Source organism: Kribbella endophytica (assembly GCF_054781295.1).
On sequence record NZ_BAAGUR010000005.1, the window covers coordinates 39,589 to 55,578 of the forward strand.

The 15,990-nt window shown below is 69.4% G+C and carries 10 protein-coding genes; 5 read left to right on the plus strand and 5 right to left on the minus strand.

Features of this window, described 5'->3' with window-relative positions; genetic code table 11:
- Positions 1-222: 222 nt before the first annotated feature.
- The 4 genes from treS (at position 223) to glgB (ending at position 8,827) form a co-directional block, all read left to right on the plus strand.
- Positions 223-1,947: a maltose alpha-D-glucosyltransferase gene (gene treS / locus ACYVIO_RS36255; protein WP_460655504.1), complete on the plus strand. Its 1,725-nt coding sequence runs from the start codon at positions 223-225 to the stop codon at positions 1,945-1,947.
- On the plus strand, positions 1,944-3,377 hold the full coding sequence (locus tag ACYVIO_RS36260) for a maltokinase N-terminal cap-like domain-containing protein (protein ID WP_460655505.1): 1,434 nt from the start codon (positions 1,944-1,946) through the stop codon (positions 3,375-3,377). The genes treS and ACYVIO_RS36260 overlap by 4 nt, the downstream gene beginning before the upstream one ends.
- A gap of 103 nt (positions 3,378-3,480) precedes the next feature.
- Positions 3,481-6,432 carry an AfsR/SARP family transcriptional regulator gene (locus tag ACYVIO_RS36265; protein WP_460655506.1) on the plus strand — a complete coding sequence of 984 codons (2,952 nt, stop codon included), beginning with the start codon at positions 3,481-3,483 and terminating at the stop codon, positions 6,430-6,432.
- 76 nt (positions 6,433-6,508) lie between these two features.
- Positions 6,509-8,827 (plus strand): 1,4-alpha-glucan branching protein GlgB, encoded by a 2,319-nt coding sequence (glgB, locus tag ACYVIO_RS36270; RefSeq protein ID WP_460655507.1) that lies wholly within the window; start codon positions 6,509-6,511, stop codon positions 8,825-8,827.
- Here the strand turns inward: glgB and ACYVIO_RS36275 are convergent.
- Positions 8,824-9,423 carry a TetR/AcrR family transcriptional regulator gene (locus tag ACYVIO_RS36275; RefSeq protein ID WP_460655508.1) on the minus strand — a complete coding sequence of 200 codons (600 nt, stop codon included), beginning with the start codon at positions 9,421-9,423 and terminating at the stop codon, positions 8,824-8,826. The two genes, glgB and ACYVIO_RS36275, sit on opposite strands and share 4 nt — an antisense overlap.
- An 85-nt stretch (positions 9,424-9,508) precedes the next feature.
- Between ACYVIO_RS36275 and ACYVIO_RS36280 the strand changes: the two genes are divergently transcribed.
- Complete coding sequence (locus ACYVIO_RS36280) at positions 9,509-10,642, plus strand: FAD-dependent oxidoreductase (RefSeq protein WP_460655509.1); 1,134 nt, start codon at positions 9,509-9,511, stop codon at positions 10,640-10,642.
- Here the strand turns inward: ACYVIO_RS36280 and ACYVIO_RS36285 are convergent.
- The 4 genes from ACYVIO_RS36285 to ACYVIO_RS36300 form a co-directional block, all read right to left on the minus strand.
- Positions 10,623-11,912 (minus strand): hypothetical protein, encoded by a 1,290-nt coding sequence (locus tag ACYVIO_RS36285; protein WP_460655510.1) that lies wholly within the window; start codon positions 11,910-11,912, stop codon positions 10,623-10,625. The genes ACYVIO_RS36280 and ACYVIO_RS36285 overlap by 20 nt on opposite strands.
- Positions 11,913-12,035: 123 nt before the next feature.
- The gene (locus ACYVIO_RS36290) at positions 12,036-13,334 is read right to left on the minus strand and encodes a hypothetical protein (RefSeq protein WP_460655511.1); all 1,299 of its coding nucleotides are present in this window, start codon (positions 13,332-13,334) and stop codon (positions 12,036-12,038) included.
- Positions 13,335-13,391: 57 nt separating this feature from the next.
- Positions 13,392-14,672, minus strand: coding sequence for a hypothetical protein (locus ACYVIO_RS36295; RefSeq protein ID WP_460655512.1), 1,281 nt, complete (start codon positions 14,670-14,672; stop codon positions 13,392-13,394).
- A 16-nt stretch (positions 14,673-14,688) separates the two neighbouring features.
- Entirely contained in the window at positions 14,689-15,984 is a 1,296-nt protein-coding gene (locus tag ACYVIO_RS36300) for a hypothetical protein (protein ID WP_460655513.1), read from the minus strand.
- Positions 15,985-15,990 lie beyond the last annotated feature (6 nt).

Below are 15,990 nucleotides of genomic sequence, written 5' to 3' on the forward strand. Positions count from 1 at the left end.
GCAAAGCGGCGTCACACTGACTTCAACGCCGGTCCGGACCGAGTCCCACGGCGTCTTTTCACACCACGCCCGGACACCGCCGGACCCCGGTTCCTTTTACGATGCCCGCCCCGCGGGTACGGGAACCGGAGCCCGCCCCCGGTGTCCACCCGCGCGTCGCCGGAATCGTCCGGTGGTGGCAGCCGCAAGTACCGCTAGGTTTGGACCGAGGGGATACACCCGATGGAGGTGAGCGTGACCGACATGCTGCCGGAGCAGCACCACGGACTGACGAAGAGTGACCCGCTGTGGTTCAAGCGGGCCGTCTTCTACGAAGTCCTCGTGCGGTCATTCAAGGACTCGAACGCCGACGGAATCGGCGACCTGCAAGGCCTGACCGAGAAACTCGACTATCTCGAGTGGCTCGGCGTGGACTGTCTGTGGTTACCGCCGTTCTACCCCTCACCTCTGCGTGACGGCGGCTACGACATCTCCGACTACACCAACGTGATGCCCGAGGTCGGCACGATCGCCGACTTCGCCGCGTTCATGGACGCCTGCCACACCCGTGGCATGCGCGTCATCGTCGACTTCGTGATGAACCACACCTCGGACCAGCACCCCTGGTTCCAGGCGTCGCGCACCGATCCCGACGGCCCGTACGGCGACTTCTACGTCTGGTCCGACAACGACGAGGCCTACTCGGACGCGCGGATCATCTTCGTCGATTCGGAGACCTCGAACTGGACCTGGGACCCGGTCCGCCAGCAGTACTTCTGGCACCGGTTCTACTCCAGCCAGCCCGACCTCAACTTCGAGAACCCGGCCGTCGGGGACGCGATGATCGAGGCGCTGAAGTTCTGGCTCGACCTCGGCATCGACGGCTTCCGGCTCGACGCGGTGCCGTACCTGTTCGAGGAGGAAGGCACCAACTGCGAGAACCTGCCCAGGACGCACGAGTTCCTGAAGCGGGTCCGCAAGGAGGTGGACGCGAACTACACCGACCGCGTCCTGCTCTGCGAGGCCAACCAGTGGCCGGCCGACGTGGTCGACTACTTCGGCGACCGCGACTCCGGCGGCGACGAGTGCCAGATGGCCTTCCACTTCCCGGTGATGCCGCGGATCTTCATGGGCGTACGACGCGAGTCGCGCTTCCCGATCTCGGAGATCCTGGCCCAGACCCCGCAGATCCCCGACACCTGTCAGTGGGGCATCTTCCTGCGCAACCACGACGAGCTCACGCTCGAGATGGTCAGCGACGAAGAGCGCGACTACATGTGGGGCGAGTACGCCCAGGACCCGCGGATGAAGGCCAACATCGGCATCCGCCGCCGGCTCGCGCCGTTGCTCGACAACGACGTGAACCGGATGGAGCTGTTCACCTCGATGCTGCTGTCCCTGCCCGGGTCGCCGATCCTGTACTACGGCGACGAGATCGGCATGGGCGACAACATCTGGCTCGGTGACCGCGACGGGGTCCGGACCCCGATGCAGTGGTCGCCGGACCGCAACGCGTCGTTCTCGACCGCGACCCCGGGCAAGCTGAGCCTGCCCGTGATCATGGACCCGGTCTACGGGTACCAGGCGGTCAACGTCGAGGCCGAGATGGAGAACGCCTCGTCGCTGCTGCACTGGACGCGGCGGATGATCCAGACCAGGAAGCAGCACCCCTGTTTCGGCATGGGTACCTTCACAGATCTGGGCGGGTCCAACCCGAGCGTGCTCTCGTACATCCGGGAGTTCGGCGACGACGTGGTGCTGTGCGTGAACAACCTGTCGCGGTTCCCCCAGCCGATCGAGCTGGACCTGCGGCAGTACCAAGGCGTCGAGCCGGTGGAGCTGCTCGGCGGCGTGCACTTCCCGACCATCGGTGAGCTGCCGTACCTGCTCACCCTGGGTGCGCACGGCTTCTACTGGTTCCGGCTGCCGGTGAACAAGTCGGCCGATCGTGAGGAGAGCTCTTCGTGACTTCCCATCTGGACCAGGTCCAGTCCTTCTGCATCCACCAGCGATGGTTCGGTGAGAAAGGACATGACGTCGACGTCGAAGCGATGGCCACCTCAGCGTGGCTGTCGGACGAGGGCGTCTGGCCCGCGGTCCGGATCGGGTTCGTCTACTGCTCGGGCCCGCCCGGGGCGGAGAACGCCATCCGGGTGTACCAGTTGCCGCTCAGCTACCACACCGCACCGGTCGACAACCTCGGCCACGCGCTGATCGGTGACTGGTCCGAGCCCGACCTGGGTGACACCCGGGTCTGGGTGTACGACGCCCTGCACGACAAGGAAGCCACGCCGTACTGGCTGGACGCTCTCACCCACGGGCGCCAGCTGACCGGTCTGGAGTTCCACCCGGTGCACGCACCGGACCGCACGCTCGTCGTACCGGACGACGCACAGTCGCTGGTGCTGACGGTCGAGCAGAGCAACACGTCGCTGGTCTTCGGCGACACCGCCTTGCTGAAGGTGTTCCGTCGGCTCGAGCCCGGGAGCAACCCCGGGGTCGAGATCGAGTCGGCGCTCACCGAGGCGGGTTCCGAGCTGGTGCCCGAGGTGCTCGGATCGGCGCGTGGCTCGTGGCCGCGCGCCGGCGGCGGCACGGACTCGGGCGATCTGGCGATGATCACGGCGTTCGAGAAGAACTCGACGGACGGCTGGTCGTACGCGACGACGTCCGTACGGGACCTGTACGCCGAGGCCGATCTGCATGCCGAAGAGGTCGGCGGCGACTTCGCCGGGGAGTCGCACCGGCTCGGTGCGGCGACGGCCGAGGTGCACTCGGAGCTGGCCAAGGCGCTCGGTGCCGATGTCTGGGCGCCGGACCTGATGATCCAGCACGCGGCAGCGATGCAGCGCCGGCTGGACAAGGCCGCCGCGGCGATCCCTGAGCTGGAGCCGTACGCCGAAGGCCTGAGCCGGGCCTTCACCGCGCTCGCGGAGTACGGCGAGGCCGTGCCGGTGCAGCGGATCCACGGCGACTTCCACCTGGGTCAGGTGCTGCGCACGATCAACGGCTGGAAGCTGATCGACTTCGAGGGCGAGCCGGCCAAGTCGCTGATCGAGCGGCGGGCGCTGGACACCCCGATCAAGGACATCGCCGGGATGCTGCGCTCGTTCGACTACGCGGCCCGGTCGCTGCTCGCCGATCACCAGGGCGACCAGCAGATCGCTTACCGCGCGGCCGAGTGGGCGAACCGGAACCGTCGCGCCTTCTGCGACGGGTACGCCGAGGTCGCGGGCACCGATCCGCGCGACCAGGGTGTGCTGCTCAGCGCGTTCCTGGCCGACAAGGTCATCTACGAGACGATGTACGAGGCCCGCAACCGGCCGACCTGGCTGCCGATCCCGCTGGCCGCGGCCGCTCAGCTGAGCACGACGGAGTCGTCCACCGACGACGACTGACCGCTGCGCTGGGTTGTCGGCGCGCGTTCCCGCGCCCGCGAGGTCGTCCACAGACGACGGTTTTCCCCGCCTGGGGAGCTGTGGCGCTGACATACTTCTCCGTATGCCCACCGAGCCGCAGCTGGAGGTCCTGGTTCTGGGACCTCTCGCCGTGCGGCTCGACGGCGCGGCGATCGCGGTCGACCGGCCGTTGGAGCGCGCGCTCCTGGTCCGGCTCGCGCTCGCCAACGGCCTGCCGGTTCCTGATCAGCGGCTTGCCGTTGATCTGTGGGGCGACGTCGACCTGGCCCGACCGACCGAGCGCTTGCGGGTGCTCGCTTCGCGGCTGCGCACGGCGCTGGGCACTCCCGACGTACTGACGCGGGCGTCCAACGGCTATGCGCTGTCCGCGCAGATGACGGATCTCGTCGGTGCGCGATCGCTGGCGAAGGGCCTGTACGCCGCAGCGCGCGCGGGCGATCACGCGACGGTGAGCGCACTCGGACGCGAGGCGCTGTCGCTGTGGCGCGGCGCTTCGCTGGCTGATCTGCGCGCGGTTCCGTACGCCGCGACCGAGGCCGAGCAGTTGGATACGTGGCGGCTGGACCTGCAGGTGGAGCGGCTGGATGCCGAGCTCGCGCTCGGTGGTGCGACCGAGGCCGGGCGCGAGTTGGAGGCGCTGGCCGCCGAGCACCCGGTGCACGAACGCCTGTGGTGCCTGCTGGCGTTGGCGCTCTACCGGACCGGCCGGCAAGCGGATGCGCTCAACCGGCTGGCGCGGCTGCGTTCGCGGCTGTCGGACGAGCTGGGCGTGGACCCGGCGCCTGACACCGCAGAGATGGAGCTTCGCCTGCTGCGGCAGGATCCTGGGCTGCTGCTCCCCCAGGGCGCCCCCGCGGAGTCGCTGACCGGCTCGGTGGCGTCCGACGGCCCGGCTCCAGCGCAGTCCTCGGCCGGTGGGCCCGGCCGGAGTGCGGCGTCGGGGCTTCCGTTGCCGATGACAACTTTTGTGGGGCGGCAGACCGAGCTGGGCGATCTGGTCCGTCGGCTGGGTTCGCCTGGGTTGATCACGCTCACGGGTGGATCTGGAAGTGGTAAGTCGCGGCTCGCACTGGAAGCGGCAGCTGGTTCAGGACGAGCGGTGCGGTTGGTCCAGCTCGCGCCCCTGCACCGAGCGGACGCCGTACTGACCACGATCGCCGGAGAAGATGCCGAGAGCAACGATCTGGACGCCGTCGCCGCCGGGCTGGACTCCAAGGTGCTGGTGCTCGACAACGCCGAGCATCTCGTGGAGTCAGTGGCCGAGGTCGTCGCCGGGTTGCTGCGGCGGTCGCCTGGACTGACCGTGCTGGTCACCTCGCAGCGTCCCCTGCAGCTCAGCGCCGAAGTGCTGCTGCCGATGGATCCGCTCGACGGGGTCGCCGCCGCGCAGTTGTTCACCGAGCGATGCGCGGCCGACGCCCAGGGCGCCGATCCCCAACTGGTCGCAGCGATCTGCACGGCGGTCGACCGACTGCCGCTCGGGATCGAGCTCGCGGCCGGTCTCACGCGCACATTGACTGTCCCTCAATTGGCTGAGCGTCTCGCCGACCGAATGCGACTACTTGTCGCAGGATCCCGCGATCCGCAGCCGCGGCACAGCAGTCTGGTTGCTGCGTTGGACTGGTCGCACCAGTTGCTGGGCGACGCCGAGCGCGCCGTACTGCGCAGGGTCGCGGTCTTCGCGGACGGGTTCACGCTGGAGGCCGCGGAGCAGGTTGCGATCGATCCCCGCGATGTCGCCCCCGCGTTGACCGAGCTCGCGGATCGCAGTCTGCTCACCGTCGAGGCCGTCGGCGGGCGCCGGTTCAGGATGCTGGAGACCGTCCGGGACTACGCGCTCGGCAAGCTCGCCGACGCCGGCGAGGTCGAGACGGCGCGAGCGGCTGAGGCCGCGTGGGCGCTCGACCACGTCCGATCGATCGGCGAGCAGAGCGACGACTTCGCCACGGCGGAGGGCGTTAACGCGGTCTTCGCCGAGTGGCCGAACCTACTCGACGTACTCGACCAAGCCGCAGGGACTGCCGAGGGGCTGCGACTTGCTCTCGCGTTGCACACACCGTGGCTGATCAAAGGCTGGTACGCCGAGGCGGCGCGGCACTACGCCGCACTGCCGGCTGACGCCTCAGCTGCTGAGCGAGTCCAAGCCCTCAGCAACCACGGGTTCGTGGCGACGATGCTCGGCCGGCTCGAGCAGGCGATCGACCTGCTGACCGAAGCCCAGGCGCTCGCCGAGGATCCGGCCCACGAACGCCGGCTGTCCGACGCGCTCGCGACGCTCTACCTGTTCACCGGCGAGGCCGAGCAGGCGCGGACGGCGTACGAGAGCTGCATCGTCGCCGATCGCGCGTTCGGCGACGAGCACGGCCTGTCACGCGGGCTGAGCAATCTCGCCGGCGCCCTGGTCGCCCTCGGCCGACTGGACGAGGCATTGGAGGCCGCGGCCGAGTCCGACCACTACGCGCGGCGGCTCGACGACCGGCAGATCCTCCCGCTGAACGACGGCATCCGCGGCGCGGTCGCCGCGGCCCGGGGCGAACTCGCCGACGCCGAGAAGCATCTGCGCGCCGCGGTCGACCACGCGACGGCCGACGCAGCCGGCGCGATCGGAGCGTCCGGCAGAACCGGCCGAACTGCCGCGACCAGCGCGACCAGCGCGATCGGAGCGACCGGAGCGACCGGAGCGACCGGCGGAACCGGCGCGGCCGGCGCGTCCGGCGCGATTGGCCCGACCAGCGCGACCGGCGCGATCGGAGCGACGATGGCGCACATCGACCTGGCCGACGTACTGATCCGGCAAGGCGAACTCATCGAGGCAGCCTCCTTGCTGGACGCCGTCTTCGCCGAGGCGGCCGTGAACAGCACGCCCTGGCTGGCCGCGCGGGCGATCGCGACGTCGTTGGCGCAGGCCCAGCAGGAGATTCCGTTGACGGCACAGCTGCTGAGCGAGACGCTGGCGGCGTACGAGAGGTCGTCGTTCGCCTGGCCGCGCTACGCCGACCGCTTGCTCGCGGTGCGTGACGCCCACCAGCACTGAGTCAGTCTTGTGTACGTCCCCGACGGACGGGTACGGGATGCGGGAATCGAAGAGTCCATCGGGCAGGATTGGGTGCATGGGATCGAACGAGCGCGACGAGCACGACGCCGAGGTGCGGACGCCGCTGTCGGAGGCGATGACCGAACCGGTCAAAACCCCTGTCGAACAGGCGGTTCCGACGACGAGTGGGCAGGTCGTGCCCGCCGCCGTCGCTGCCGGGGTGCAGCGGGTCGACGTGGATCGATCGGTGCTCGAGCGGCTCGTGGCCGGGACGTACCACGATCCGCACCAGGTCCTCGGCCCGCACCTGGGCGACGGGTCGGTGACGTTGCGCGTGCTGCGGCCGTTCACGGCGACGGTGACCGCGCTGTACGACGACGAGCGGGTTGAGCTGGAGCACGAGTTCGAAGGCGTCTGGGTCGGCGTGCTGGACGTCGAGAAGGTGCCCGACTACCGGCTCGAGGTGACCTACACCGACGGCCCCGCGCTCGAGGTCGACGACCCGTACCGGTATCTCCCCTCGCTCGGCGAGATGGACCTGCACCTGATCGGTGAGGGTCGGCACGAGCAGCTCTGGTCCGTGCTCGGCGCGCACGTCCGCCGGTACGACGGCCCGGGCGGCTCCGTGACCGGGACGTCGTTCGCGGTGTGGGCGCCGAACGCGCAGGGCATCCGGCTGACCGCCGACTTCAACTTCTGGGACGGCCGCGCGCACCCGATGCGCACGATGGGATCGAGCGGTGTCTGGGAGCTGTTCGTCCCGGGCGTCGGGCCGGGCACGCGGTACAAGTTCGACATCTGTGGACGCGACGGCGTCTGGCGGCAGAAGGCCGACCCGATGGCGAACCTGGCCGAGGTGCCGCCGGCGAACGCGTCGGTCGTGCACGAGACGACGTACGAGTGGAAGGACGCGGACTGGCTCGCCCAGCGGGCCGAGGCGCAGGCCTACGCCGAGCCGATGAGTGTGTACGAGGTGCACCTCGGGTCGTGGCGCAAGGGCAAGTCGTACCGCGAGCTGGCCGACGAGCTCGTTGCCTACGTCAACGAGATGGGCTTCACCCACGTCGAGCTCATGCCGGTGATGGAGCACCCGTTCGGCGGCTCGTGGGGGTATCAGGTCACGTCGTACTTCGCGCCCACCTCGCGCTTCGGCGACCCCGACGACTTCCGCTTCCTGGTCGACGCGCTGCACCAGGCCGGCATCGGCGTCATGGTCGACTGGGTGCCGGCGCACTTCCCGAAGGACGCCTGGGCGCTGGCCAAGTTCGACGGCACGGCCCTGTACGAGCACCCGGACCCGCGCCGCGGCGAGCAGCCCGACTGGGGCACGCTGGTGTTCGACTTCGGCCGGCCGCAGGTCCGCAACTTCCTGGTCGCCAACGCGCTCTACTGGGCCGAGGAGTTCCACATCGACGGCCTGCGCGTCGACGCGGTCGCCTCGATGCTCTACCTGGACTACTCGCGCCAGGAGGGTCAGTGGGTGCCGAACCAGTACGGCGGCCGCGAGAACCTCGAGGCCGTCTCGTTCCTGCAGGAGATGAACGCCACGCTCTACAAGCGGGTGCCCGGCGTGATCACGGTCGCCGAGGAGTCGACGTCCTGGCCGGGCGTCACCCGGGCGACGCATCTCGGCGGACTCGGCTTCGGGTTCAAGTGGAACATGGGCTGGATGAACGACTCGCTGCGCTACCTGGAGCACGAGCCGGTCCACCGCCAGTTCCACCACCACGAGCTGACGTTCTCGATGATGTACGCCTACTCGGAGAACTTCGTGCTCCCGCTGTCGCACGACGAAGTTGTCCACGGCAAGGGTTCGCTGCTGCGCAAGATGCCCGGCGACCGCTGGCAGCAGCTGGCGAACCTGCGCGCGTACCTGGCGATGATGTGGGCGCACCCGGGCAAGCAGCTGCTGTTCATGGGTGGCGAGTTCGGCCAGGAGTCGGAGTGGTCGGAGAAGGGTGAGCTCGACTGGTGGCTGCTGGATCACGCCGACCACCAGGGACTGCAGCAGTTGGTGCGCGACCTCAACACGTCGTACAAGGAGCTTCGGGCGCTGTGGGGTAACGACCACGTCCCCGAGCGGTTCACCTGGATCGACGCGAACGACGCCGGCAACAACACGTTCTCCTTCGTCCGCTTCGGCGGCGAGGGCGAGGCGACGGTCGCCTGCGTGGTCAACTTCTCCGCGGTCCCGCACCACGGCTACCGCCTGGGGCTTCCGTTCGAGGGGCACTGGCACGAGATCCTCAACACCGACGCGGCGACGTACGGCGGTTCCGGCGTCGGCAACTTCGGCGGCGTCGACGCCAACGGCACGTCCTGGCACGGCATGGCGAGCAGCGCCGAGATCTCGGTGCCCCCGCTGGCCGCCGTGTGGTTCCGGTACGACGGCTAGTCCGCCAGGTGACTGACCAGGCGGACGAGTTGGTCGGCGTACTGGTCGGCGAAGTCGGGCGCCTCGGGATTCAGGCCGAGGGCCCGGGCGATCTGGGGGAAGGTGACGGGGGCCGCCGACAAGGCGAACAGGGCCAGGGCCGCGTGGGCCGGGTCCAGGTCGGCGGCTAGTTCGCCGGCGGCCTGACGGCGTTGGAAGTCGGCCAGGACTGCCTGGAAGCGGGAGTCGCGGGCGGGGTCGTCGGGCTCTTCGCGGTCGACGCCCTGGCGGATCAGGAGGCGGGCGAGGTCGGGGGCCGCGAGGGTTTCGCGCGCGTAGGCGGCGACGACCTCGCCGAGGGTGGTCGCGTCCTGCGTGACCGTGGGCTCGTTGTCGCGCCAGCGGTTGGTGACGGCGTCGTACAGGCCTTGTTTGCCGCCGAAGTAGTACGAGATGAGCTGCTTGTTCACGCCGGCGCGGGCGGCGATCTCGGTCACCCGCGCGCCGCCGAAGCCGTGCGCGCCGAACTCGGCCACGGCCGCGTCCAGCAGCGCCTGCTTGCTGCGTTCGGCGTCACGCTGCCGCTCGTCCGGGGCCGGAGCTCGCCTGACCGTCATACGCCGAAGCCTAACCAACCCACTTGCGGAATTAATCATCTATCTGGATGATAGTGCCATCTGGACGGATGAAGAGGAGCTGGGCATGAGAGTGGCGATTGTCGGCGCGGGGATCGGCGGGCTGGCGCTCGCGCACGGGCTGACCGGGGCGGGGCTCGACGTCCGGGTGTACGAGCGGGATCCGTCGCCGCGGCACCGGCGCCAGGGGTACCGGATCCACATCAGCCCGGTCGGCGAGCAAGCGCTCGCGGCGGTGCTGCCGGACGCCGTACGGCGTCGCGTGATCGAGACGGCGACGCACCCGGGCGATCTGGTCTCCGGGTTCGACCGGCAGTTGCGGCCCACGTTCGAGCAGGTGTTCCCGGGCGGTGGGTCGGAGACGGTGAGCGCAGTCGACCGGTACGCGTTCCGCCGGGCGTTGATGACCGGGCTGGACGAGCGGCTCGAGTTCGGGCGGCAGTTCGAGAGCTACCGCGAGCTGGACGACGGCGTCGAGCTGCGGTTCGCCGACGGTACGACGGAGACGGCCGACCTGCTCGTCGGCGCCGACGGCGTGGGGTCGCGGATCCGCGGTCAGCTGCTGCCGTCGTACGAGGTGATCGACATCGGGATCCGGTGCATCTACGGCAAGATCCCGCTGACCGAGGGGCTGGAGATCCCGCCGGCGTTCCTGCGCGGGTTCAGCTTTGTCAGCGACGGTCCGGGTGGTGTGGGCGCGGCGTTCGCGCCGGTGTTGTTCCGGACGCCGCCCGAGGAATACGGCGACTACCTGATGGCTGTCCTGACTGGATCGCCCGAGGCCCTGGGCCACCCCGACGAGGAGCTCTTCTCCCTTACGCCGGAGCAGCTGTGGGAGACGGTCGCGGCGAAGACCGCCGACTGGCACCCGACCGTACGACGGCTGATCGCCGCCGCGGACCAGTCGGCGGCCTTCCCGATCACGTTGCGCTCCAGCCTGCACATCGAGCCCTGGAAGACCGGCCGGGTCACGCTGCTCGGCGACGCCATCCACCCGATGACCCCGGCCGCGGGCGCCGGGGCCAACACCGCGCTGTGGGACGCCGCCGAACTGACCCGCGCCCTCACACCAGCTGCAGACGATCTGCTGCACGCGCTCACGTCGTACGAGCACAGCATGATCGCCAACAGCCAGCCGATCGTCACCGAGTCCCTGCAGAACGCCCAACGGATGTTCGGAGTTACCGCACCGTCAGCGTGAAGACCGGGCTGTACGTCGGTTCGACGGTCCGGCCGTTTGCGAGGGTCGAGCCGGGGATCCACCAGCGGAACTCGGCGGTGCCTCGGCGGTTGAAGGGGAAGGACAAGAGGCCGCGGCCGGAGGCAAGGGTCTTGTACGAGATGCCTTGCCAGACGCCGCTCGCGTTCTTCCACTGGAGTGCGGCTTGCTGGGAGCCTTCGGGCTCGACGCGCAGGTAGGCCTGTGGTTGCGTGCCGAGCGGGATCACCGGCGTGATGAACTTCGCGTCCACCACCCGAGTGATCGAGCGAACCGCCTTGGCCGGTGAGGTGGCTCCGTAGACGATCAGTCCGTCCGGACGAACGACGGTGGGGCGGACGGCGCGGTACTCACGGGCGCCTGCGTTCGGCACGCTGAGCCGGTACTGGCCCAAGCCGTCCGGCTGCAGGACCTTCACGAAGGTCCACGCGGCGGTGGGGTTGTCGCGGGCTTCGAGTGTCAGCGGACCGGTGCCGCTGCCCCACTCGGTGAACCGGATGCAGCCGTCCGGCTCGCCACTGATCGCCCCGACGCCGTAACCGGTCGACAGTCCGTCGGCCTGCCCGTACACGAAGCCGGTCGCCGAGGTCGCGCTGACTACGACCTCGCTCATCAGGATCCGCCCGATCGCCTGCTGCGCGAAGGGCACGGTGCCCCACTCGTTCGTCGCCGCGACCCTGATCGCGTAGGGCCCGGTGCGGCGGGCGACCTCGCCGCTCGTCGGCGTCGAGCTCGGCAGCACGGTCGTGGCACAGCTGCTGCCTCCGCTCGTCCCGTACGTCTTCGCGGCGTACGTCGGACCGGCCGCGACGTCCAGCGGGTCACCCGGCGTCTCGTCGGCACCGGCCTCCGGGACACTCCAGCGGACGGTCTCGTCCGGGTCAACCAGTGTCGTCGTCACCTTGGAGGGCTGCGGCAGGTACCGGTCGAACGCAGGCGACGCGGCCGATGCGGCGGCGCCGTCCGGCACCACGATCATCACCGAGTCCGCCGCGTTGGCACTCGTGCCGATCAGGGCTCGGTCGACGAGCAGCTCGTTCGCGCCGTCGGCCGTCGTACTACCCAGCTCCTGGCCGGTGCTCAGCTTGATCGTGTTGGCGACCGGCGCGGCCTCGGTCCAGGTGACCTTGACCTGGCCGGCCTGCCAGCTCAGCACCACCGCGTCGATCTCCCCCGCTGCGTGCGCCGGCACACTCCACCCGGACAGGACCGCGACCGCGGCCGCCGCCAGGGCGATTCCCCTCGTTGCCATGCGTGCTCCTCACTAGACGTCTGCGAGGTGAATGATGCCGCCCGGCACCGACAAAGTTGCAAGGGAAAGGAAAGTTGCAGGCGGGGCCGGGGGATTGAGGGCACCGCCTGCAACGATTGGGGGTCAGCGGACGGTCAGGGTGAAGACTCCGCTGTAGGTGGCGTCGGCGTTCGCGGTGGCCGGGACCCACCACCGGAACTGCGTGGCACCGCGCTTGTTCCAGGGGAACGCGAGCAGGCCGCGACCGGCGTACAGGGTCTTGTACGAGACGCCCTGCCAGGTGCCCGCGGCGTTCTTGAACTGGAGCGCGGCCTTCTGCGTGCCCGCCGGGTCGACCCAGAGGTAGGCCTGTGGCTGGGTGCCGAGCGTGATCACGGGCTGGATGAACTTGGCCGACACGACGCGAGTGGTCGCGCGGACCGACTTGCTCGCGCCGGTGAGCCCGTACGACGCGGTGTCGCCGAAGGTCGTGTTCAGCCGGATCACCCGGTACTCGCGATGCCCCGGGTTCGTCAGCACGGCCGTGTACTTGCCCTGGGCATCGGTCTTGGTGGTGCCGGCGGTGGTCCACTGCGCGGCCGCCGAGGTCCGCTGCTGGATGACCACCGACTGGTTCGGCACCGGCTCGGACAGCTCGCCGCAGCTCGGCGGCCGGCCCGACTCGAACAGGCTGGTACCGGTCAGCACACCGGTCAGCGTCGTCTTCTCGCCGAGCTTCGTCGCCGCCGGTCCGGTCATCGTGATGCTCTTCGTCGTCCCGACGGCGATGATCGGTCCCTGTGCGGCGCCCCACTCGTTGTCGACGACCATCGACAGGTTGTAGACGTGGCCGGGGTACGGGACCGTGCCGGTCGGTGTCGTGGTCTGCGGAAGGTTGATCGCGTCGCACCCGGGGATGCTCGGATCGTCGGTCCGGACCCGCTGCTGCGGTGCGTAGCTGTAGGTCTTCGGCAGGTCGAGCGGATCGTTCGGCGTCCCGTCGGTCGAGGTGTCGGGCCCGACCGTCCACCGCAACGAGCCGTTGACCTCGAACGCCGCCGTCGTCGGGTAGCCGCCGTAGTTGAACCGGTCGAAGGCCTCCGTCCGGCCCGGCGTGGCGGAGCCGTCGCTGACCTCGATCCACACCTCGTCGGCCGGGTCACCGCTGGTTCCCAGGCTCGCCGAGTCGTAGATGTACTCGTTGGCCTGCCCGGCCGTGGTGTGCCCGAACTCGAATCCGCCCTCACCGGCTTCGCTGCGCAGGACCAGCGTGTTCGCCGCCGGCGCGGACTCGTCCCAGGTGATCCGGATGTTGGTGTGGTCCGCGTTGACCCAGTCGACCTGGACGTCGGTCACGCTCGCAGCCCGCGCCGAAGCACTCGGCGCGCCCAGCACGGTCACCAACGCGGCCGCTCCGGCGAGCGCGATCGATCTCTTCAGCATCCGTGTCCCTTCCTCTGTACCAACCACGATGCACGCACCGGACGGAAAGTTGCAGCATCACCGCACGGTCAACGAGAAGCTGTTGCTGTACGTCGCATCGGCCGCGGCCGTGGCCGGGATCCACCAGCGGAACTGGGTCGTGCCGCGCTTGTTCCAGGCGAACGCGAGCAGGCCGCGTCCGGCGTACAAGGTCTTGTACGAGACCCCCTGCCAAGCCCCCGACACGTTCTTGAACTGGAGGGCGGCCTTCTGCGTGCCCGCGGGATCGACCCACAGGTAGGCCTGCGGTTGGGTGCCCAGATTGACCACCGGCTGGATGAACTTGGCGGACACGACGCGAGTGGTCGCCCGGACCGTCTTGCTGCCGCCCACTCCCCCGTACGCCGCTGCGTCGGACTGGATCGTGTCGAGCCGGATCACCCGGTACTCGCGGTGGCCCGGGTTCTTGATCACCGCGGTGTACTTGCCGTTGTTGTCGCTCTTGGTCGCGCCGACCGTCGTCCACGGCGCGGTCGGCGACGTGCGCTGCTGGATCACCACCGGCTGGTTCAGGACCGGCTCGGTGACCTCCTCGCAGGCTGGCGGATGGCCCGACTCGTACAGGTACGACCCGGTCAGCAGACCGGTCAGCGTGGTGGTCCCGCCGTACTGCGTCGCGGCCGGGCCGGCGAGCGTGATGCTCTTCGTGAACCCGACCGGGATGTAGCTGTACGACGCGCTGCCCCACTCGTTCACGACGTCGAGGAACAGGTCGTACGCCTTGCCCGGGTTCGGCGCCGTGCCGGTCGGGACGGTGGTCCTCGGCAGCTCGGTGTCCTCGCAGTCGTAGGTGCCGACCGGGTCGTTGTCGACCCGCTGCCGCGGCACGTAGGTGTAGGCCTTCGGTAGGTCGAGCGGGTCGTTCGGCGTACCGTCGACCGAGGCGTCGGCCGCCAACGTCCACTGCAGCTTGCCGTCGGCGGTGAACGCGAGCTTCACCGATCCGCCGCCGTAGTTGAACCGGTCGAAGTCCGCCGACCGGCCCTTCGCGCCGGACGCGTCCGCGACCTCGATCCAGACCTTCTCGGCCGGGTCGCCGGTGTGGAAGAGACTGTCCGACTTGACCAGGTACTCGTTCGGCTGCGCCGCGGTGGTGGTCCCGAAGCCGTTCCAGCCGGTGCCGTTGGTCAGCGAGAGTGTGTTCGCGGCCGGTGTGGTCTCGGTCCAGGTGACCTTGATGGTGTCGTGCTTCGCGTCGGCCCAGGCGATCGTGACCGGGCCGACTGCGGCGGGCGTCGCGGGTGCCGGGAGGGCCTGGGTCGACAGCAGGAGGGTGAGAGCCAGCGTTCGTTTCAGCATCGGTGATTCCCCTGGTTCAGCGGACGGTGAGGGTGAAGGTGTTGCTGTACGTCGCATCGGCAGCGGCCGTGGCCGGGATCCACCAGCGGAACTGGGTCGTGCCACGTTTGTTCCAGGCGAAGGCGAGCAGGCCGCGTCCGGCGTACAGGGTCTTGTACGAGAGACCCTGCCAAGCCCCCGACGCGTTCTTGAACTGCAGCGCGGCCTTCTGGGTGCCGGCCGGATCGACCCACAGGTAGGCCTGCGGCTGGGTGCCCAGGGCAACCGTCGGCTGGATGAACTTCGCCGAGACCACGCGGGTGACCGCGCGGACGTTCACGGCGTCGCCCTCTTTGCCGTACCCCGCGAGGACGCTGCCGATGACGACGTTCGGACGAACCACCCGGTACTCGCGGTGGCCGGGGTTGCGGAAGACGGCGGTGTAGTCGCCCTCGTCGTTGGTCTTCGTCGTGCCGACGACGGTCCAGGGCGCGTCGAGCGACGTCCGCTGCTCCACGATCACCACCTGGTTCCTGGTCGGGCTGTGGCCCTCCTCGCACACCGGTGGGCTGCCCTGCTCGAACATGCCGCTGCCGTTCACGTGGCCCCGCAGCGTCGACGTCCCGCCGTACGGCGTGCTGCCGGGCCCGGACGTCGTCACGTTCCTGGTGATGCTGACCTTTCCGTAGACGTCGTTGCGCTGCCCCCACTCGTTGGCGACCTTGAGGAACAGGTCGTAGGCCTGACCGAGGTTCGGCAGGTCGCCGGTCGGCGCGGCGGTCACGGTGTCCGAGTCGCGGCATTCGTAGTTGCCGACCGGGTCGATGTCCACCCGCTGGGTCGCCGTGTAGGTGTAGGCCTTCGGGAGGTCGAGCGGATCGCCGGGCGTCCCGTCGACGGAGTTGTCCGGCGGCATCGTCCAGCGCAGCTGGTCGCCGACGAAGGCGAGCCGGAGGTCGAGCTCGTAGTACAGGAACTGGTCGAAGTCGGCCGACCTCGCCTCGCTCCCGCCACCCGCGACAACGATCCGGCTACGCGCCGCCGGGTCGAGCGTCTTCCCCAGCCGGGTCGAGCTGACCAGGTACTCGTTCGGCTGAGCGGCCGTGGTCGTCCCGAACTGCCCTTCCGGGAACTCGTCGTCGGCATCGGACTCGAGCGAGAGCGTGTTCGCGGTCGGTGTGGTCTCGGTCCAGGTGATCTTCACGGTTTCATGCTTCGCGTCGGCCCAGGAGATGGTGACCGGGCCGATCGCCGCGGTTCCTGCCGATGCCGCGGGTGCGGGAAGTGCCTGGGCCGACAGCAGCACGGCAAGAGCCAGTGTTCGTTTCAGCATTGGTGA

Coding starts and splice junctions, on each gene's coding strand:
- treS (WP_460655504.1), top strand. CDS start 223: ATGGAGGTGAGCGTGACCGACATGCTGCCGGAGCAGCACCACGGACTG.
- ACYVIO_RS36265 (WP_460655506.1), top strand. CDS start 3,481: ATGCCCACCGAGCCGCAGCTGGAGGTCCTGGTTCTGGGACCTCTCGCC.
- glgB (WP_460655507.1), top strand. CDS start 6,509: ATGGGATCGAACGAGCGCGACGAGCACGACGCCGAGGTGCGGACGCCG.
- ACYVIO_RS36275 (WP_460655508.1), bottom strand. CDS start 9,423: ATGACGGTCAGGCGAGCTCCGGCCCCGGACGAGCGGCAGCGTGACGCC.
- ACYVIO_RS36280 (WP_460655509.1), top strand. CDS start 9,509: ATGAGAGTGGCGATTGTCGGCGCGGGGATCGGCGGGCTGGCGCTCGCG.
- ACYVIO_RS36285 (WP_460655510.1), bottom strand. CDS start 11,912: ATGGCAACGAGGGGAATCGCCCTGGCGGCGGCCGCGGTCGCGGTCCTG.
- ACYVIO_RS36290 (WP_460655511.1), bottom strand. CDS start 13,334: ATGCTGAAGAGATCGATCGCGCTCGCCGGAGCGGCCGCGTTGGTGACC.
- ACYVIO_RS36295 (WP_460655512.1), bottom strand. CDS start 14,672: ATGCTGAAACGAACGCTGGCTCTCACCCTCCTGCTGTCGACCCAGGCC.
- ACYVIO_RS36300 (WP_460655513.1), bottom strand. CDS start 15,984: ATGCTGAAACGAACACTGGCTCTTGCCGTGCTGCTGTCGGCCCAGGCA.